The sequence below is a fragment of the Roseovarius faecimaris genome, from assembly GCF_009762325.1.
GTDB classification, from domain to species: Bacteria; Pseudomonadota; Alphaproteobacteria; order Rhodobacterales; family Rhodobacteraceae; genus Roseovarius; species Roseovarius faecimaris.
In genome coordinates this window covers 726193-746069 of sequence record NZ_CP034348.1, presented here as the reverse complement: position 1 = coordinate 746069, position 19877 = coordinate 726193, and the positions used below count along the sequence as shown (strand labels likewise).

Annotated in this window: 18 protein-coding genes and 1 pseudogene; 10 read left to right on the top strand and 9 right to left on the bottom strand. The window is 55.9% G+C overall.

The window, feature by feature from the left end; translation table 11 throughout:
* Nucleotides 1-522: 522 nt before the first annotated feature.
* Both EI983_RS04020 and EI983_RS04015 read left to right on the top strand, forming a co-directional pair.
* Nucleotides 523-1407, top strand: a complete 885-nt coding sequence (locus tag EI983_RS04020) for a fatty acid desaturase (protein ID WP_157706117.1) — start codon at nt 523-525, stop codon at nt 1405-1407.
* Between the two features lie 4 nt (nt 1408-1411).
* A complete protein-coding gene (locus EI983_RS04015; RefSeq protein ID WP_157706116.1) occupies nt 1412-2407 on the top strand; it encodes a zinc-binding dehydrogenase in 996 nt (331 codons plus the stop codon).
* On the opposite strand, the gene EI983_RS19520 is transcribed toward EI983_RS04015, so the two are convergent.
* Nucleotides 2311-2661: an NAD-dependent epimerase/dehydratase family protein gene (locus EI983_RS19520; RefSeq protein ID WP_198389374.1), complete on the bottom strand. Its 351-nt coding sequence runs from the start codon at nt 2659-2661 to the stop codon at nt 2311-2313. The two genes, EI983_RS04015 and EI983_RS19520, sit on opposite strands and share 97 nt — an antisense overlap.
* Before the next feature lie 398 nt (nt 2662-3059).
* Here EI983_RS19520 and EI983_RS04005 point away from each other — a divergent pair.
* Together EI983_RS04005 and EI983_RS19515 are read left to right on the top strand one after the other, a co-directional pair.
* Nucleotides 3060-4186 (top strand): IS3 family transposase gene (locus tag EI983_RS04005; protein ID WP_157705192.1). Its coding sequence is split into 2 segments (ribosomal slippage): nt 3060-3324 and nt 3324-4186, totalling 1128 coding nucleotides; the frame shifts between segments, so codons are not numbered across the junction.
* On the top strand, nt 4081-4332 hold the full coding sequence (locus tag EI983_RS19515; protein ID WP_157706115.1) for a BBE domain-containing protein: 252 nt from the start codon (nt 4081-4083) through the stop codon (nt 4330-4332). Before EI983_RS04005 ends, EI983_RS19515 begins: the two co-directional genes overlap by 106 nt.
* A gap of 426 nt (nt 4333-4758) precedes the next feature.
* On the opposite strand, the gene EI983_RS03995 is transcribed toward EI983_RS19515, so the two are convergent.
* Entirely contained in the window at nt 4759-5304 is a 546-nt protein-coding gene (locus EI983_RS03995) for a hypothetical protein (RefSeq protein ID WP_157706114.1), read from the bottom strand.
* 296 nt (nt 5305-5600) lie between these two features.
* Nucleotides 5601-5789 (bottom strand): annotated as a pseudogene (locus EI983_RS03990) (integrase core domain-containing protein); the annotation flags it as partial.
* A gap of 265 nt (nt 5790-6054) precedes the next feature.
* Between EI983_RS03990 and EI983_RS03985 the strand changes: the two are divergent.
* The 5 genes from EI983_RS03985 (at nt 6055) to EI983_RS03965 (ending at nt 12532) form a co-directional block, all read left to right on the top strand.
* Nucleotides 6055-7398, top strand: coding sequence for an alginate export family protein (locus EI983_RS03985; RefSeq protein ID WP_157706113.1), 1344 nt, complete (start codon nt 6055-6057; stop codon nt 7396-7398).
* Nucleotides 7379-8719, top strand: a complete 1341-nt coding sequence (locus tag EI983_RS03980) for a serine hydrolase domain-containing protein (RefSeq protein ID WP_157706112.1) — start codon at nt 7379-7381, stop codon at nt 8717-8719. The genes EI983_RS03985 and EI983_RS03980 overlap by 20 nt, the downstream gene beginning before the upstream one ends.
* 8 nt (nt 8720-8727) lie before the next feature.
* Entirely contained in the window at nt 8728-10062 is a 1335-nt protein-coding gene (locus EI983_RS03975) for a mechanosensitive ion channel family protein (protein WP_246162270.1), read from the top strand.
* 612 nt (nt 10063-10674) lie between these two features.
* A complete protein-coding gene (locus EI983_RS03970; protein ID WP_157706111.1) occupies nt 10675-11301 on the top strand; it encodes an imm11 family protein in 627 nt (208 codons plus the stop codon).
* Between the two features lie 847 nt (nt 11302-12148).
* Nucleotides 12149-12532, top strand: a complete 384-nt coding sequence (locus EI983_RS03965) for a response regulator (RefSeq protein ID WP_157706110.1) — start codon at nt 12149-12151, stop codon at nt 12530-12532.
* Nucleotides 12533-13137: 605 nt separating this feature from the next.
* Here EI983_RS03965 and EI983_RS03960 read toward each other — a convergent pair.
* Entirely contained in the window at nt 13138-13875 is a 738-nt protein-coding gene (locus EI983_RS03960; RefSeq protein WP_157706109.1) for a polysaccharide lyase family protein, read from the bottom strand.
* A 130-nt stretch (nt 13876-14005) separates the two neighbouring features.
* On the opposite strand from EI983_RS03960, the gene EI983_RS03955 reads away from it, so the two are divergent.
* Nucleotides 14006-15610: a winged helix-turn-helix domain-containing tetratricopeptide repeat protein gene (locus EI983_RS03955; RefSeq protein ID WP_246162268.1), complete on the top strand. Its 1605-nt coding sequence runs from the start codon at nt 14006-14008 to the stop codon at nt 15608-15610.
* Between the two features lie 211 nt (nt 15611-15821).
* Here EI983_RS03955 and EI983_RS03950 read toward each other — a convergent pair whose 3' ends face one another.
* The 5 genes from EI983_RS03950 to EI983_RS03930 form a co-directional block, all read right to left on the bottom strand.
* On the bottom strand, nt 15822-16850 hold the full coding sequence (locus EI983_RS03950) for a tyrosine-type recombinase/integrase (RefSeq protein ID WP_157706108.1): 1029 nt from the start codon (nt 16848-16850) through the stop codon (nt 15822-15824).
* Nucleotides 16817-17383: a MerR family transcriptional regulator gene (locus EI983_RS03945; protein ID WP_157706107.1), complete on the bottom strand. Its 567-nt coding sequence runs from the start codon at nt 17381-17383 to the stop codon at nt 16817-16819. The genes EI983_RS03950 and EI983_RS03945 overlap by 34 nt, the downstream gene beginning before the upstream one ends.
* A complete protein-coding gene (locus tag EI983_RS03940; protein WP_157706106.1) occupies nt 17380-17592 on the bottom strand; it encodes a MerR family transcriptional regulator in 213 nt (70 codons plus the stop codon). Before EI983_RS03940 ends, EI983_RS03945 begins: the two co-directional genes overlap by 4 nt.
* A gap of 88 nt (nt 17593-17680) precedes the next feature.
* A complete protein-coding gene (locus EI983_RS03935) occupies nt 17681-18544 on the bottom strand; it encodes a hypothetical protein (protein ID WP_157706105.1) in 864 nt (287 codons plus the stop codon).
* 76 nt (nt 18545-18620) lie between these two features.
* Entirely contained in the window at nt 18621-19829 is a 1209-nt protein-coding gene (locus EI983_RS03930; protein ID WP_157706104.1) for a tyrosine-type recombinase/integrase, read from the bottom strand.
* Nucleotides 19830-19877 lie beyond the last annotated feature (48 nt).

The window sequence follows — 19877 nt, the reverse complement described above, 5'->3', positions numbered from 1 at the left end:
GCCACTAATTTGGCGTTTCTCAAATCAGGTGGAGCTCACCCCGTATTTGGTCCGGTGTTCATGCGACCTTTCGGGTTTCGTTCAGTTGGGCCGCCCCCGGGGGTTGCCACTTTGCCCCTTGCGAAAGCGCGAGTGACGGGGTGGTTTGCCGTAGCCGATCGCGGTGTCATCAGTCTCGTCGCTCATGGTCGCGTTCCGCGTGGCCAAATGAGCGTCTTGGGATCCCAGGTCGTCCGCTTTGTTTCCCCGATCTCCTTCTCGGTCAACTTCGAGCCACCACGGCGGCGCCGCAGTGCGGCCTGAACGGCCCAGGATTCGAGCTTTAACCGATCGTACTGATACTCAGGCCCCTCAGAGTAGCGACATCCGATACCGAGGATGACAAGCGCATCGTTAGCATTCTCCGGATCATGTTCGATACCAAACTCGATCTTCCCCTGTTTCGCGGGCGCTTTGACGAAACGAATTGTGCAAGGCCGACGTATGAGCCATCATCCGACTGTCACTCTGAGGAAAAAGAAGATGTCCACAGTCCGCCAAGAATTCGAGATCGCGCGGAAACACACTCCAGATTTCGGCGGACGCACACTCTTGCTCGAGGTAGGCATGTTCGCCTTTGCCATCACCGCCACCTGGGCCACGCTAGCTGACGCGCTCCCATTCTGGGTAGGCATGATCGCCAACACGGTCTTCGTCTACGGCATCTACACCGTCGTACACGAGGCAGTGCATGCCAACATCTCGTCCCGTAGCAAGAACCTGCGTTGGGTGGACACGGTCGCGGGGATGATTGCTTGCGTACCGTTGTGGCTGTTGTATCATCAGCACCGCCGCCAGCACATGGAACATCACACCCATACCAACGAAGATGTCGACCCCGACATCTATGCGCGCGGCAGTTTCTCGGTGTGGATCTTCATCAAGTTACCACAGGCATTGATCAACTATTTCAACCCAGTACAGCATTACCGCGATTGTCTCCGCTTCGGCTGCACAAAGCGCGAAATCATCTATACCTTTGTCATCTTCACCGCCTACGCCGCGGTTCTTCTGGGGCTACTCGCGGCGGGCTACTGGAAAGAGGTTCTATTGCTGTGGTTCATCCCTTGGTGGATCGGTCAGACCGTGATGCTAACCTTCTTCACCTGGACACCGCATCACGACCACACCGAGACCGGCCGCTACCGCAACACCCGCGTGTCGCTGTTTCCCGGGGCGAATGTCCTTTTGCAAGGGCAGAATTATCACCTGATCCACCACATGGTGCCCAGCGTGCCCTATTACCGCTACAAGCCCGTTTTCGACGAGATGCGCCCGCTGTTAGATCAGAATGACGTTCGAATCGAGGGTATCTGGCCGAACCCTGCAAACGAACGCCACGACTCACCAACCCAACCAGCGGAGTAACAGCATGAAGGTCAAAGCCGCCGTCGTCACAGGCCTAGGTGGCCCCGAGGTTCTGCATTTCCGCGATATCGACCTGCAATGGCCCGCTGGGCCACAGGATGTGCTTGTCGAATTGCGCGCGGCTGCTCTCAACCCCGCCGACACGTTTTTTCGTCAGCTTGGCGGTTATCTCGAAACCGGTCCCTTTGTTCTTGGCCATGACGGGATGGGCATAGTCAAAGCTGTGGGCGATTCTGTAACGAATCTGACACCCGGCGACAGAGTGTGCTTCTGCAATGGCGGCATTGGCGGCACGCCGGGCACCTATGCAGAAGCTGCGATCGTACCCGCATGGCAACTGGCGAAAGTACCGGACGGGGTGGATGACTTGACCGCTGCTGCCCTGCCTCTTGTCGCCATCACGGGGTGGGAAGCTTTGTATGACCGGGCGCATCTGGATGCGGGAGAACATGTCCTGATTCATGCCGGGGCGGGCGGAACGGGCCATGTCGCGATCCAACTGGCCCGCCTGCGCGGCGCCAAGGTAGCCACCACCGTCAGCGGCCCGGAAAAGGCCGCGCTGGCGCAGGATCTGGGAGCGGACCTAGCGATTAACTACCACGAAACGGATCTCGCCTTGGCGGCACGCGACTGGTCCGGCGGGCTGGATGTGGCGCTGGACAATGTCGGCGAAGAAGCCATGCGCACCACCTACGCCGCGATGGCCCCCTTTGGCCGCGTGGTGACTCTTATGGGCGTGGCACCAGACGACGCCGATATGACCGCCTACAACATGAACCTGTCGATCCTGAACGTGATGATGCTTACACCGATGTGGCTGGGACTCACGTCGCACCTGCGCGCTCAGGCCGATATCGTGCGAAAGGCGCTAGCCCTTGTAGATGAAGGTAACCTGCGCATTCTTCATGCGCAAACCTTCCCACTTGACAAGGTGGCCGATGCGCATGCCTTCTTAGAGAGCGGACAGGCAATTGGTAAGGTGACATTGGAGATCCGTTGACGCACCCCGGAGGCAAGGAAGGCTGGTCTGCTTTGATTTAGATGTGTATCTGGGCGTATCGTTTGCGTGGTGCATGGGGTCAACGGGTGCTGGCAGACTAACTCGAACCGGTCTCCGGCGTCCAGCAGTCGCCTGCACAAATTTGATCCGATAAAGCCAGCACCACCCGCGACCAGAACGACACGGGGTAAACCGTTCTTGTGTTGATCATCAACTTCGAAATCAGGGGCAATAATCTTGGTGTTTTCTCGCACAACTCGCTCCCTTCTGCTTAGCGTTTTTCCTGGTTGCGCCACAGAACGCTGCCACCAGTCGCATAACTTGCAAGCAGGTTAGCGCACTGTCCCAAGCGAGAGCTTGATTTCAATCAGAAACCCAGTCTTTGTCAGAAGAAATTTGCGTGAGGCTGGGCAGCGCGGTTGGTAGTGCCGCAGCGCAGACCAACGCACAGCTTTTCAAGCGGTAATCCAGCACCTGGTTCAGGCAGTTCAAGTTTAGGATCCGTTCCTGTCTCTTTCTGTTGATTTGGTTGCGGTCAAGGCCTGCGGAGCAGAGCTTTTGCGGAACTCAATCGAAGCAGGGCGAGTGGAGTAGCCCCCTGAAAGTGGTCCACCAACTGGGATAGATTATCCCGCAAATTGGAGGATCAGCGATGGCTGGAAAACGAGAGAAGCCCGAAGAGATTGTTTCGAAGCTTCGACAGGTTGAAGTTCTGCAGGGGCAAGGCGCGACGATTGTCGAGGCAGTGCGCCAAATCGGCGTGACGCAACAGACGTTCTATCGATGGCGAAAGCTCTATGGCGGGATGCAGCGGTCTCAGCTTGCCCGTCTGAAAGAGCTGGAGAAAGAGAACCAAAGGCTGCGTCGAGCGGTGTCCGATTTGACCTTGGATAAGCTCATCCTGACGGAAGCCGCAAAGGGAAACTTCTGAGCCCTTCGCGTCGCCGGAAATGCGTCGACCATGTGCGGCAGGAGCTTGGCGTGTCTGAACGCCGCGCCTGCCGCGCACTTGGGCAGCATCGATCGACGCAGCGCAAGGTCCCCCAAGGCCGTGCTGATGAAGCGCGATTGACCGACGACATCATTGAGCTGGCCGACCAGTACGGGCGCTATGGGTATCGCATGGTCACTGGTTTGCTGAACAACGCTGGGTGGTGTGTGAATCATAAGCGGGTTGAACGGATATGGCGGCGTGAAGGGCTGAAGGTTCCACAGAAACAGAAGAAGAAAGGGCGGCTTTGGCTGAACGACGGATCATGCGTGCGTCTCAGGCCCGAACGACCGAACCACGTTTGGTCCTATGACTTCGTGCAGGATCGAACCGCTGATGGGCGCGTCTATCGAACGCTCAACATCATCGACGAATACACCAGGGAGGCGCTGATGATCCGCGTCGATCGCAAACTCAACTCAACCGATGTGCTGGATGCACTGACCGACCTGTTCATCCTGCGTGGCCCGCCGGAGTGGATAAGATCCGACAACGGACCAGAATTTATCGCTCAGAAGGTGCGAGACTGGATCGCCGCCGTCGGAGCAAAAACGGCCTACATCGAACCAGGGTCGCCTTGGGAGAATGGATATTGCGAAAGCTTCAACGCCCGTTTCCGCGACGAGCTACTCAACGGCGAAATCTTCTATACCTTACGCGAGGCTCAAATCCTGATCGAGCAATGGCGCGTCCACTACAACACGGTCAGACCCCACAGCGCATTGGGTTACCGCCCACCCGCGCCCAAAAGCATCGTTCCAATGGACCAGAGGCCCACGATGCACTAACAATTAAACCGGACCACCCGAAGGGGGCACGCCAACGGAGCAAAGGCGCGTTCGGCGCAAATGAACGGCGGCTAGAGAACATCAAGGCGAAGGTCGATCCTGCCAATCTGTTCCGCGCCAACGTCATGATCCAGCCTAATCCGTAACAGTAAGGCCTGTATGGGACAGAACTTCAGAGGGACGCCTGGTCTTTGTGCCGATGGCGCTCCCTTTGTCACTCACTAGAAGCAGTCATTGGTGCGAGATGCCGCATTGGCCTGCCAGACTTGGCCGGTTGTGCGTGCGTGGCTTTACGCTGGCTGAGCAGTTTAGTGTCAAGAGGGAGTGCTTGCATTCCGCGTGATGTTGGAGATATCGACTGTCGCTTTGGCACCGGGTGCCGCGGACGAAAAAGCTGCCATTCGCTGCACCTTGTCCAATGAGCTTGTTTAGGCCGCCACCCACCTAACCACCACAATAATTCCGCTGCGCTACAATTCCGCTGCGCTACATCTGGGGTGTTGCCGCGCGGTGGCTGTTTGGTTTGACCGGTCGGTCGAAAACCCGCCAGAAGCGGAGGCCCCGCTGAAGGATCAATCCCCAACCCGGTATTCTGGCGGGATGGTCAGTGAGACATGCCCGGACATGGACACCGGCGCCATGCCTTCTTGGGGTGAGAGTTCCCAGTTTTCATCGGCAACCATACGAATGAGTTCGGCCGTAAAATCAAGGTTAACCTCACCATTTTCAGACAGCGAAAAATTCTGCATATCCAAGCTGCCGGTTCCGACATTGGCCTCGGTCGGTTGCTTGGAGCCGCGCCCTTCTTCCATGTAATCCACTGACATCAGCCCCTTGGGCCCATATTGTGCAAGGCTGATCGTAAGCGAGATCATCGGCCGGGCGTAGCTGCCCTTGTCATTTACGCTGACCCCGGTGATCGTCAGCATCTTCTGGCCTGCATATTCCTTGATCTCAGCGAAAGAGCGTTCCTTGGCCGGGATCGTGGCGATGTGAAAGGTTCTGGGCGTGCCGTCTATCACCATCTCCATCCTGCCGATGGGTTCGTAATCAGAGGACAGGCTTTGTGCCAAAAGCGGCGAGGCCAGAAATGACAAAAGCAGGATTAGAAAACGCATTGTGGGGAAACCTTTCTGTTATGGCTTTGCCAAAAATGTTCCTCCCGAACAGTTCAGTCAACAGTAACGTTGGGCCCTGAGCAGACTTGTAGCTTTGCAGACAGCTTCCCGGTTTACAGCTAATTTGGATGTCGTCTATCAACGGTGCGCCATTGACCCAGCCCCCTGATCCGAGCCGTTCAGGTGTAGAATCCGTTCCTGTTTCTTTCCGTAAATATGTTTGCGGTCAGGGCCTGATGAGCGGAGCCTTTGCGGAGCTCAAGCGAGGCAGGCCGGGTGGCAAGATTGAGATTGGCTTAGACAACTGGTGCCAGCCCACCAAGAGATGTGTGTGGTTGTTGTTTATTATAATCGATCCTCCAGTTTTCGATGATCTCCCTGGCCTCAGCAAGATTGCAGAAGATGTGTTCTTTGAGGCATTCATCTCGCAGTCGGCCATTGAAGCTTTCTACAAATGCGTTTTTCATGGGCTTGCCGGATGCGATGTCCTGAAAACCGCGCCCATTTTGGGTGCAACTAGAGTTGCTTTGTAACCTGATTGAAATACTTTCAAGAAAAAAACGAATATCTTGAGGGCGCAAAAAAATGAAATCGTGTGATCACGACTTAATGGCTGGTCGCCGAATTGCCCCGGCAGCTAGGTTCCACAACCCACTGGCTGCGTGGCTCCAAGGCGCGAAAAGGTGTGCGAGTGCAGTGATTGTGTTGTCTGTAAGCGCTGTTGCAGCAGCGTCGCAAGAGCGCGATCCGATGCTGGTCCACGATGCGAACGGCCTTAAGGTTCGTGGCCACCTCCAGTTTGGTTTGAATGCGGTAAGTGAAGACAACCTGTTCTGGGACCTCGCTGCGACAACTGCGCCTGGAAGTGGGTTCGACCCCGATACCGAATGGTTGGAGGGCTATATAAAGCCCGGTGTCAGTTTCGAGTATCAACTCAGCGGCGGTGCAGTGTTTTACGGGAAGCTCTCGGCGGTATCTTCCTACACGTGGGGGACGGATGCGTTCGACACCGGTGACACTGGCGACACGACACTCGAGGAAGCGTATCTTGCCATCCGTGGCGATCTGGCACCGGGGCTGAGCTATGATCTCTCCCTGGGTCCGCGCGAGTTGACGATTGGAACCGGTATGCTGATCGCTAACGGTGCGACCAGCGGGTTCGAGCGCGGCGCACTCAAGTTCGGCCCGCGCAAGGCATGGGAGATGGCGGCGATTGGGAAGCTTTCCAGTGGAAACGTCACCACCACGGCATTTTATCTTGATCCCAACGAACTGCCCTCAACCGACGGGCGAAACGAACTTGCGGGTGTCGATATCCGCTTCGATGCTCCGCAAGGCGGTTACCTTGGTGCGACATATGTGAACGTGCTGGAGTCGAACTCGCCCTATCCCCAGGCTGCGCCGGGCGGTGTTGGGGCCCCGATCGTGACACCGGGGGCCCGAGACGGGACCAGCACGATTGGTCTATACGCCAAATCCAGCCCATTTGAAGGTGCCTTTGAAAACTGGGCGTTCACGGGGGAACTGGCCTATCAGTGGAACGACAGGATCGATCAGGAAGCCTGGGCCGGGCGCGCCACGGCCGGCTATACGTTCACGAATCTGCCGTGGTCACCAAACATCACGTTCGGGTATCAAACATTCACCGGGGACGATCCGAACACGGCAAAGCTCGAGCGGTTCGATCCGCTCTATTACCAGGGCAGCCCGAGCGCCTGGGCAACAGGTTCGAAATCCGCGTCGACCTTTATCAACTCCAATGTCAACGCCCTGACCGTGGCGATTCGGCTTCAGCCGAGCCAGCGGGATACGCTGACCCTGCGCTATGCGCATATCAGGGCGAATGAACTGAACAGCCCGGTCCAGTTCGGACAGGCGACTCGTGTTGACGTGAACGGGAATGTGGTTTCGGGTGTCACTGACAAGCATCTCTCGGATGACCTGTTCCTGGAATACAGCCGGATCATCAATCGCAATACGTTTCTGACCACGGGCGTCTCGGTCTCGTTCCCGGGCGCAGCCATAGACAATGTAACCGGCAGGAGCGCAGACCCTTGGACAGGAGGATTCATCAATGTCGTCTTCAACTACTAATCTCATCGCGTTGGCCACGGGTGTTTTGATGGCATTGGGCGCATCGTTCGAGGTCAATGCGCAATCGCAACCGCTTTCGGCGCAGGAATCCGACCCGAAGGTGATGGGATGGATGCAAGGCTTTCCGCCGCCCCCCGACAAGATGATCACGCAGCCTGACAGTGTCTATTTCAGCTTTCCGCGGCTGCGCTGGTCGGTCTGCCACCTGCGGGAGTTCCTGCCCACCGAGGAAATCAGCCGTGGCCTCGGCGCGCCTGTCCCGCTCGGCTACGTCTCACCTGCCGATTTCGCCGACATGCGCCAGCAGATCGACTCGCTGACCTTCATGCCCATCGACGGCACCGCAGAGATGACATGGGAAGAGTCGCTCCACGCCAACTACACAGATGGCATGCTCATCATGCACAAGGGCGAGGTGGTGTATGAGCGCTACTTTGGCTGTCTCGAAGAGGATGGCAAACACGCGATCATGTCGATGACCAAGTCGATCACTGGCCTTCTTGGGGAGATCCTCGTGGCCGAAGGCGTGCTCGATGACACGCTTCTGGTGCGCGACGTGATTCCGGAAATCGGTGACAGTGCCTTTGCCACCGCAACCGTTCGCGAGGTCATGGATATGACCACTGGCGTGCAATACTCGGAGAACTACTCCGATCCCAACGCCGACATCTGGGTCTATTCGCGTGCTGCCAGTCCGCTGCCCAAGCCCGAAGGCTATGACGGCCCGGATGGTTACTGGGAATATCTGCAGCAAGTGAAGCCCGAAGGAGAGCATGGGGACGCGTTCCATTACAAGACCATCAATTCGGACATGCTGGGCTGGATGATCAGCCGGGTCACGGGCAAGGCGGTGACCGATTTGGCGTCGGAACGCCTTTGGCGGCGCATGGGTGCCGAACAGGACGCCTACCAGACCGTCGACGGCAAGGGCGTGCCCTTCGCAGGTGGCGGCGTGACGGCCGGCCTGCGCGATCTTGGTCGGCTGGGCCAGCTGATGCTGAACGGCGGAGAGATCAACGGCACGCGCCTGTTCCCGGCCGAGGTGGTTGAGGCCATCGCAGCGGGGGGTGACCCGTCCAAGTTTGCCGGCTTCCCGACAATCCCGAATGGCAGCTACACCAGCCAGTGGTGGGTATTCCACAACGAGCACGGCGCCTATGCCGCGCGCGGCGTACACGGTCAGACGATCTATGTCGATCCCACCGCCGAGATGGTTCTGGTGCGTCTCGCGTCCTTCCCACGGGCACAAAATGGATTCATCGACCCGACCTCGCTGCCCGCTTATCAAGCGGTGGCGGAGTTCCTCATGTCGCGAGACTGATGCGTATTGTGGCGATATTTCTCCGCGCGCTGCGCGGTGCAGCATCACAGGTCGATGCGGCTCTGTCGGGTTTGTTCGCTGTTCTTCTGGTAGGCCTTCTTTCCATCTCTGGCCCGGCATTCGCTCAGGACGCCGAGCCAGACAAGTCGGTCGTGTCAGCCCCAGCAGAACTCGTAGACCCCGCGATCTCGACGGAAGTTTTCGCCTACCGGCTCATCCCTCTCACAAAGGATGAACTCGATCCTCTAGCAACAGCTTGGTTGGGGATCGTACAGTCCAAGACGACGGAAATCTCCGCGCGACAGGTTGCCTTGCTTGAAGACCCGTCGGCCGCGACCGATGCCGCCTATCAGGCGATTGCGCGCATGGTCGAAGAGCGCGCGGGCCTGTTCGAGCACTTCACGATGACCGTCAACGCCTTCGAGAGTAAAGGCGGCGACGCGGCACTAGTCGCGGAATTGCGTGCCTACAGAGACTCCGTCTTGTTCTATGAAACACTTCTCGCAAGCCCGAAAGCCATTGCTATTGCGTTCTTTTCATGGCTCACGCGATCAGATGGCGGGTTGGCCATCGCCAAGGATCTCGGGGTCGTCATTCTGGCTTTCGTGGCTCTTTTGTTTGTCTCCCGCTCTGCACGTGGGCTCGCGCGACGTTGGATTGGCCGTGTCCCGAACATGTCCAGACTATTGGAAGCTTTCCTTGTCGGCGCAGTTTTCTGGCTGGTCATCGCCGTGGGTTTGTTGTTCGTTCTGGCGGCGCTTGGTGTCAACGTCACGCCGCTTTTCGCGATGATCGGCGGGGCGTCGTTCATTCTGGCATTCGCGTTCCAGGACACTCTTGGAAACCTGGCAAGCGGCCTGATGATCATGATCAACCGTCCGTTCGACGAAGGCGATTACGTTCTTGTCGGTGGTGTAGGGGGTACAGTTCGATCTGTCAGTGTCGTCGCCACGACGGTGAACACGCCGGACAACCAGGTGATCGTCATTCCCAACAAGAACGTCTGGGGCAACGTCATCACCAATGTCAATGCGAGCGAAACACGCCGTGTTGATCTGGTCTTTGGCATTTCATACGAGGACTCGATCCCGGACGCACTTCGGGTCATCGAGGATACCGTTAAGGCGCATCCACTGGTTCTAGCGGAGCCTGAACCGGTCATTCGCGTGCATGAGCTGGCCGCCAGTTCTGTGAACTTCGTATGTCGCCCCTGGACGAAAACCGCCGATTACTGGACCGTCTACTGGGACCTGACGCACCGCATGAAGGTGGCGTTTTGTGAGGCTGGAATTTCCATCCCGTATCCGCAGCAGGATGTTCACATTCGAATGACCGAAGCTTAATGCATTGCGCAAAGACCCGAACCAGCAATCCATGCGGATATGATGATAGCGTTTGAGCCATGTTGGAGCGTTAGGATGCCGTGGATGCAATAAAGCATACAGAGAAATCGGGCTGGCAACACCTCGACAAGGCCGCGTTCGGGATAACCTACGGCACGGTCCATTCTAGTCTCCTGCAAATGCGTTTCCCGTCCGTTAGGATGCGCCAACCGACGGCACCAATTTCATACGAAATGACCACAACGCACATTTTCTTGATCAGGCAGCCGATTTGGGCAAAGCGGAGGAGGAATAAACCGCCACCAGCGTCCGGATTGCGTAAGTTCGCCTTTCATTGGATTTAGCGCTCACAGCGAATGTCTTGTTTGACGGGCCGCACCACAGCACCTGATGCCCAAAACGGACGGCGGCTTTGGGCCGTTCTCGGCCGATTTGTCCAATATAACCAATAGGCCGCTACGCGGGACTATGCGGACTTTCGATGCGGCGACCTGAATGTCGGCTTATGTGCCGACGGGTTGAGCGTTAAGTAATATTCCAAAGTTTCGAATGGCTGAAAGAACCAATGCGCAATAGGCTGCGCGCGAAGGTTATAAACGGAAAAATGAAGTTATGGTTTTTCATATTGTCGGCGGAAAATGGGACGAAAGCGTGGATGTCAACGATCAGCACAGCTGGATCGAGGTTTTGGAAGGGGACCATCAGAACATTCGCCTGATCGATGCAACGCAGGACGACGGCATCCTGATCACAAAAAAAGGATGGACGGTCGGGCGACCGATGCAAAGCGAAGGCATGCCGACCAAAGTGATCCGCAAAGGTGTTGGGTTCAAGCTGAAACCCTTGTTGGATGTCGAAGCTTTTTACGGACAATTCCTGGTCAACGACAAGTTCAAGGATATCGTCGAAAAACTTGAACCCGGTGTGCACCAGTTCTTTCCGATGGAGCTGTATGTCGGCGACGAATTTCAGCGCACGGATTACTTCTTCAACATCTGTAACCGGCTCGACACGATGGACCGGGAGCAATCGTTCCCGATCAACGCACGCGGCTTTTACAGACCTCAAGAGGGCGAGCCACACAGACTGGTTTTCTCAACCGCGAAAATCGGTAACCATCACGCCTGGCGGGACAAATGCGTTCCCGGCGGCGCGGCCTATATTTCGAACGAGCTTGCGCGACGGCTGCAAGACGTTGGGATAACAGGTGTTGGATATAACGCGAGGGACGAACTCTAAGTTTGAATTCTATGGGCAAGGACTTTCAGATGTTTGCATTCTCAGATTCTTGCCTCCTTGGGGCTGAATAAGCCCCACAGGTCTCAACTCTTCAGAAACGACGGGCAATTCCCATTAGCCCAAAACCCGACAATAGTAGCGGTCGCAGCATCTGGTGAAGTGGGCTCGTTGCGGTCATTCTCCACCTTGCAGCATTTTGCCTGATAAGTCGTGCGTCCACCGCCGCTCACGGCCCATAGCAGCCGTTGACCATGTCATCTCGATGCTGCGGTTGCAGCCCGCATAGCAAACGTTCACCGTCGTCGCAAAATATGTTGAGGAGCGAACTCACAAAGTGCGGATTTACCAGCCATTAAGAAATAGGTCCGCCAGCTTTGAAACCGACGGACCGAGATTGCTGAAATCGTCCACTCACGGACGCTTCCATACAGCCCAGAAATGTGAAGCCAGCATGACGGACTTGTGGTCATTGCTTGCCAGTGCACTACTTTCGAATCGCGCCGGACGTGCGTCGGGATGAGGGCTAAGCCCGAGTTGCGGGATATGACAACCTTTGATCTGCGCGTAAGAAACCAAATAAGAACGTCAGTTGTCTTCACGTAACCCTGAGTGCGACAGCCACTTTAGTGTTTTGAACCATATCAATCCAAAGGCAAAAAGCTGATTATCCACATACTAGCAACATTCAAAAATGTTGTCCAGATTGCGACACAATTTCGTCAATGTCCACCGCTTCCCTAGTTATGTCGAAGGACTAGATAGTCCCGAAAGGCTTGGCAGTAGTGAGAGAAAGGAAATTAGACTGCATCTACTGGTTGTTGACGACGATCCAAGCATACTCGTACTCTTGGAAACATTCATTCAGTTCAGCACTGATTATACTGCGGAAACAGCACCGTCTGTGAGAGATGCAATTGACCTGTTGGCGAGACCGGAGGGGAAAAAATTTGATTGCTTTCTGATGGACATTCAGATGCCAGGAACAGACGGGATTGAGTTTTGCAAATATCTGCGTAACCGATCTGACTACAAACGAAGCTTGATTTTGATGCTGACGGCAATGTCGGAAAAATCTTACCTCGACCGGGCCTTCGCGGCGGGAGCCGACGATTACATCACCAAACCCTTTGAAATTGGCGACTTACGTGAGCGTCTTGGACTGCGGGGAGGTCACTTCGGTTTCCGAGAGAAACACTCCGATTTTCCAAGGAGCCTTGTGTTGGATGGTTAGATCATATTGGATCGTCAAAACAGACATTTATTATACTTTTGGAAACGGCCAATATGGGCTCTCTGCCGCCACCGGAGCGGGTGCCGCATCTGATCTTTAGACTCTAATAGCATTATTGAGGACGGCCATTTGCCGACATTCGAAACACGAAATTTCAGCAAGCTAGATTTCCCTGGACTTGACCTTCATGCGGAGTAGGGCATTTCAACTTTGGGCTTTGACCGGGTCGCAGAACTCAGCAGTCGGCAGAAAATAGGCCCGCCAGCTTTGAAACCGACGGGCCGAGAATGCTGAAATTGTCCATTCACGGACGCTTCCACACAGTCCCGAAATGTGAAACCAGCATGACAGATATGAGACGATTTGACGCTTGGCGTTCAAAATGCCGCATCAAAAGGTCTCAGGAACGGCCCAAAGTGGTCATTACCGCCCCCAATGCCGCGGTGCAGCAGTAATATGACAGCCGACTTTTCAGCAAGATCGACGCACCATTCTTCGAACTGAACTACTGAGCTAAGACGATGATTTCACCTCTGCCAATCTACGTTGAGAAGCAGTCAAGGTCGCAAGAATGGCAAAACCTCAGCAGTGCTTGCCTAACAATGCTACCATTCCGAAACTCGGACATTTCGATAAGACACGGCAACATTGTCGGTGTCCGAGATATCCATTGCGCCAAATAGTCCATATCGGAATTGAATCTTGCCACCTTCGGCCAGATTTGGCCTGCCGCTCGAGTCGGCAACCACCGCCCCATTGCATTCGACGACAAATACACCCGGCGTTTGATCTTTGAGTGATTTGCGCGGAGTAGAGTCATATTGGATACGCACGGATATGCTGTGCCATTGACCAAACTCCTCTGCCGGAATGCAGTCGCGTGACCTAAATGTGAGGGCATCGTTGTTCAGCTCAAAGCCATAGAGCATGTCAGTGCCCGTTTCGAATTGAACAGCAGTAAGCCGCGCGCCCATGGCACTATAACTGAAGTCCTCGGGGATGAAGATTTCCCACTCATACAGACGGCGGTCACCTGCACTGGCTGCGGTTGTCTCGTAGTACTCAATCCGGTTTCGACCGCGGGCACAGTCTGAAACATATGCTTGCAGTTCCGTCGAGAAGTATTCCTGATCGCTACACTCTCCAGGCAGAAGATGGAAACGATGGCTCCCGTCAGCTTCTTGAAACGGAGCCCCCTCACGTGGAGTGTTCAATTCGAAGTTCTGGCCCAAAGCAAGGCCAGGAAACATCAACACCATCGAAAGTGCAAAAGCCGTCATTGCCTTGCCATAGAGCAAAGATTTGGTCGGCTTCTGATCCGCTATTCCCGTGTCGCGTTCCATCAAGTATCCTCCAAGAGTTAAGCAGCTTGAATGCCAGTCGTTGCCCAAGGGGGCCTTCGTCAAACCGGCAGCGTCCGTGGCGATAGTTGGATTGGAGGGCCTTGGTGTGGTTTTTCCCAAACGAAATGACTTGAAATCTTCTGAAATCCGAGTCGGAACCTTGGTTCTTGACCGATCAAGCGGGCGACTCCGAGATGCCGATGGGATAGCGGTTGAATTGCGGCATCAGTCCCGTGAAGTTCTTGTGTCTTTGGCAAATAACCCCAATCAGATTGTCACACGAAAGGCGTTGATTGAAGATGTGTGGGCAGGGCGAGCGATTGCGGATGACAGTGTTGCGCAATGCATTGCCGACATTCGACGCGCCTTGGGTGATACTGACAAGCGCATCGTGGAAACTGTCCCGAGACAAGGATACCGGCTGGTGGCGCAATCACCTGATGCTGACGGGGAAATGCCACGGCGTCGGCGAGGGGTTGTGCTAATGCTGGCGGCTGTTCTGCTTGTCGCTATGGTCACCACCTATTTTACGATGCCACAGGACGACACACCCGATGCACCTGTGGTCGCTGTCCTCCCTTTTGATGACTTCTCGAACGAACCGCACCAAGGTTTCCTGAGCGACGCCATCAGTGAGAACATCATTACCGCATTGGCCGGGTTCCCGCAGATGGCTGTCATCTCACGTCGCTCCAGCTTCCAGTTTCGGGATTCTTCCTTGGGGGTCTCAGAAATTGCCGAGGCTCTCGGTGCTGATTTTGTTCTTGAAGGAAGCCAACAATACGACGGGTCGCGCCTGACGATCACAGCGCAATTGATCGACAGCGACACAGAAGCGCACATTTGGGCGCACGAGATCAACGTGCCATTGGAAGCCATGCTGGAGGCAAACAGCCAAATCAGCCGTATGATTGCACGGGCCGTCGGTTCAACAGTCATTGATACGGCCGGGGCGAGCATGACCGCCGGAGATGTGAGCGCCTTGATGATCTCGAACGCAGCGCAAAGCCGCATTATGCGCAGCTTCACCCGCGAAAATCTGTTGATTAACATTTCAGAACAGGAAAAATCGATGCGCGATTATCCTGAGTCCGCATGGGGGTTCCTGGGGCAGGCAATCTCTTTGCGGATCGGACTGCAATATGGATGGGTTGAGGGCGACGAAGCAGAACTACGCGACAAGATGTTCGAGTTTGCCCGCCGTGGCGTCGAGCTCGATCCCAACAACTTCCTAGCCTACCACGCCTTGGGGCGGGCGCTAATGTTTAATGGCGAGGTCGAGGACGCCACGCGTGCCTTCAAGCAAGGTATTGCGTTGAACCCTTCCTCTACAATCGTTGGCAATGGACTAGCGGTTGCACTCATCTATTTGGGCAGAACTGACGAAGCCCTTGAAGTGCTCGCGCAACTCCAACGCATTGATCCGCTCAGACACTTTGATCTCTCTTGGAACAAGGCGTGGGCACTCTGGCAAGCGGGCGATTGCGACGCGGCACTGGACGCCTTCAAAGCGTCACCATCTATGCCGATTGCTGCGAACAAACATCTGGCCGCGATACACCACTGCAACGGCAATGAAGACGAGGCGAAAAGGGCTATGTCTGACTATCTCTCGGAAAATCCCAACTGGACCGTTGAGCGGGTTCGAAACATCGAAGAACGCATTTGGAAGGCCCCTGGCGCTTTGGAACGCTGGCTTTTAGCGATGGAGGCGTCTGGTATGCCGTTGCGATAATCTCCGCATCGGTCATGGAGTGATCACTGGTTGCTCGGTTGCAAGAGATTGATCCGACTTGCTTGGTGTGCTGCCTGCACAATGAGCTGGAGTATCGGTTTTTAGAGCACTTGTTCGAGTGAGGTTTTGGCCCGCGTTAATCCCGCAGCGAATTCACACTTTCCGCCCTATCTAAACGCTTGTGCAAGTATTACGCGAGGGTTGCATTCAATTATTTATCCTCTTCCCCCAATCCCAGGATGATCGCCCGCTGGGCCTCTGCCGTTACCGGCATGTAGGCCGATACCGTGATCGCCACAATTTCATGCCCCAGGTTTTGTGACCAGGCTTTGAAATGCTCCCGCGTTTGGCAAGCCTTGTCACCATACAGCGCAAGCATGTGGCGGAAGCTGTGCGGGGTGTAGCGCGGCAGTTGCACGGCGGCGAAGGCGTCCTTGACGATCTCGTTCAATGGCCCCGTACTGGCGAATGGATCGCGCGAGAGGCCCTTGACCTCGAACCCGTTCGGGCCGCACCTGATCTCGGATTTGGGAAAGACCGCATCTTCGGGGCCGAACATCAGGTCTTCTTTCAGGTGCCGCAGGTAATCGGCCAGTGCGACCACATAAGCCTCGCCCATCGGAAAGAACGTGGTGTTCATCGTCTTGGCGTTTTTCGTGTTCACTTCGCGCGCATCCTGAAAGACGTGGCGCTGTTCCATGTCCACATGCTTGAGCCTCAGAGAGGCAACCGCACCGATCCGCGCGCCGGTGAGCATGAGGAAGGCCAGAAGGGCCTTGTCGCGCTTCTGGAGGCTTGTGGCGCCGGGCATGGCGTCGAAGGCGCGCGCCACCTGTTCGATACCCGGCACCTTGCGCGGAGAAGAGGCCCGCGCCGCACGGGCATCCTTCAGTGGCTGTTTGAAATAGACCCAGTCGCCACGTCCGATTGTGGCCCTGTAGCCGCGCTGCCCTGCTGCCCAGCGGAAGAACTCTCGCACAGCCCGCAGCGTGCTGGCGATTGTGGCCTTCGACAGTGGCTTGCCGGTGCGCTTACTACGGGCGGTGTCGAGCCAGTCCTTGAAGGCCATCGCCTGATCCTTGCGAAAGCGCTTGAATGAGGCGCAGCCGGTGCTTTCCTCGAATTGCCGGATCGCTGCCATCGCCTTGTCGATGGTCTTATGATCGAGGCCCTCGGCGTGGCGCAGATGGTCCTGATATACCAGTTTCAGGCGTTCGTTTTCTGGGTCGAATTTTCGCATTGGTTTTCCTTTCGGTCTGAAGGTGATTTCCGGGCCGTTCCGCCTTGCACAAAAGCGCCATCGACCGGGATCACGAAAGTGCGCGTTTCAACGGGGGATGACGTGACACAATAGGCGTGCGTTGCGGTGTTGATCGCGGCCCTGTCGGCTTCAATCATCTGGTGGGCATTCTCGGGGTTACTGAAACGCCCCATCTTGCCACCGCAGGTGCCGCATAGGGCGCTGAGACGGCCCGTCCGAGTGGTCTGCGTGGTATAAGCCAGCGAGCCGGTTTCTGCATCCCTGGGCGCATGGCAGGTCATGCAATGAAATTGCCTTTTTCCCATCGGGCAACGGTTCTGCTCAATGCGCTTCGTCAAGAAATCGATTAGATCCGCGCCGCGCACCAGATAGGGGCGTTTGTCCGTGATTACCGGCAAGCCCTGTTTCGGCCATTTGCGGAAGGTGGTGAGGGACACGCCGACGATCCGCGCGGCCATTTTGAAGGTGTAGACCCGCGATTTGCAGAGCCCGCGCACGTGGTAGCGTTTCATGCGCGACCCTCCGCACCGGGATCAACACGGTTCGCTTCGGCCCAGGCATTCAAGTCCGCACCGCGATAAATGATCTTGCGGCCAAGACGGTAGAACGCGGGACCCATGCCCTTGTGACGCCATTGCGCCAGCTTGGTGCGATCACCTAACAACTCCAGTTCAGGATCGCCCAGAACATAGTTTCGATTTTGCTCAAATAGGTTTGCCATGAGACGGCCTCCGATTGTGTCGTTCGGAGACTTTCAAGCACATGGCGTTTCGGCTGGAAAAATGCAACAAAATGGGCGAAGGAAGGACTTAGTTCTTTGGACCTTTTTTCAGCAGTTTTTTGGTGGATTCTGTAAAATCATCACTGTCTGAATCCATGCCTGCGAGCCCCAGAAAGCCCCCCAGCAGACCGGTTTGCTGCTTGAGATCATCCTCTGTGATCTGATCAATCGCATACTCCGCGTGATTACGAATTCCTGCCCGAATTCCTAGAACGTCGAAGGTTTTCCTCAGTGCCCGGGCATATGCGGTAGAGGGATTGCCAGTGCTTCCAGCACTACCATATGTCGGACGTTGGAGGGTCTCTTTGGCGTAGAGTTTTGCAAGCCTGACTGCGATAGACCGAGCGTAGTAGTCCGGCGCTCGGTGAGGAAGGTTCCAAAACTTCTCCTCCTGTTGCTTCAACTCTGCCTGGCGCGCATTGAATGCAGTCCAAGTATCTAATATTAATATATAAAATGAATAATAACCGCCAACATCTGCCGCGCTCTTCGAGATCAGATCGAGCGCCATTTTAGGTGTCGTGTAGAGCTTTGAAGTACGCATTTTCTGATCAATAACTGGAACCAGCCTGGCAATCATTTCCTTTTGGTCTGACGCATCGCTCTGGGGCGCCAGAAGCTCGGCCAACTCGCTCATGAGCTTAATGCTCGTCTCGACAATGCGCTGCTCATGTTGGAATTCAGCCTTGTTGTCGTGTTGGTTGGGCTTCGCTATGTCGATTGGGGGTTGGGGGGGCGCTAGAGCATTCAAGCCAGTCATACGCAGACTCGCCTTGCCAAACGGCTCAAGCATTTCGTCAACGATGGCGTGTAGCCTTTCGCTGACCTCCAGTTCGGATAGTTCACCTGATGAGCCTTGCATAAAGGTATATTGAATTACACCTTCCTGCATTACAACCAATATGGTTGGTGTGCTTACGATTTGCTAAACTCTGTGAAAAGGCCCCTGAATCGCGACCCTTTCCGCATTAACTTTCTTTCTTTTTCTGCAAAGAAATCACCTTTCCATCCGCGCCAGTCACGAAATCCGACCACCTGTCCAGCAGAAGCCGCCGCTTTTCCAGCAGATCGGAGCGCGCATATGCCTGTTCCACCTGCGAACCGATTCGGTGCGACAGGCTCATTTCGGCCACGTCGCGCGGCGCGTTCGCCACCTCGGAGGCCCAGTCTCGGAAGGTCGAGCGGAAGCCGTGCACCGTCACGCCCTCGACACCCATCCGGCGCAGAAGCATTAGCATCGCCATGTTTGACAGGGGCCGGTGTCGTTTTTGGCCTTCGAAGACATACTCCGATTGCATCGCTTTGAGCGGCTCGAGAATGGAGAGCATTTCATCCGTCAGCGGCACCCGGTGCGCCTCGCCCGTCTTCATCCGCTCCGCAGGACAGGTCCAGACGCCCGCGTCGAGATCCACCTCTTTCCAGCGCATGCCCAACACCTCGCCGGTGCGCGACCCGGTCAGGCAAGTGAACATCAGCGCCTTCGCGGCCATTGCAGAGCGGTCGTGCAGACTGTCATAGAAGGCAGGCACATCGCGCCAGTCCATTGCCTTGTGGTGCTTCGGTCGCGACTTCACCTTCGGCAGAACGCCCGCTTCCTTGATTGCGGTCACCGGGTTTTCGCCCTCGCGAAAGCCTTTGGCCTTCGCCACCTCCAGAACCACCTTGATCCGCTGCGCCAATCTCCGCGCGGTTTCATGCTTTTCCGTCCAGATAGGCGACAGGCACATCAGCACTTCCGGTTGCCCAATCCCATCCAGCGACATACGCCCGATCTTCGGAAAGGCGTAGTCGCGCAGAGTATTGATCCATTGCTGCCCGTGCTTGGCATTCTTCCATGTCGGCAGGCGCTCTATATGCACCTGTTGGGCGAATTCCTCGAACGTCGGAATGTCCTGCTTGGCATTGTAGCGCGGGTTCAGACCTTGCCTAGCCATGCGGCGATATTCCAGCGCCCGTTCGCGCGCCTGATTGAGCGTGACGGTATCCGCTCCGCCTAGCCCGAAATCTGTCCTGAGCGGTGCGCCCTTGGCATTCTTCTGTCCCTTGACCGTCACCCGCACGATCCAGCGCCGCGCTCCACTCGGGTCGACCACCAGATACAGCCCGCCGCCATCCCCATGCCGCCCCGGCCCGAGATTCTCGACCAGCTTCTTTGTCAGCTTTCCAGACAGCGCCATACTTCATACCACATTTCATACCACGGCATGAACCAATATAGGCATGAT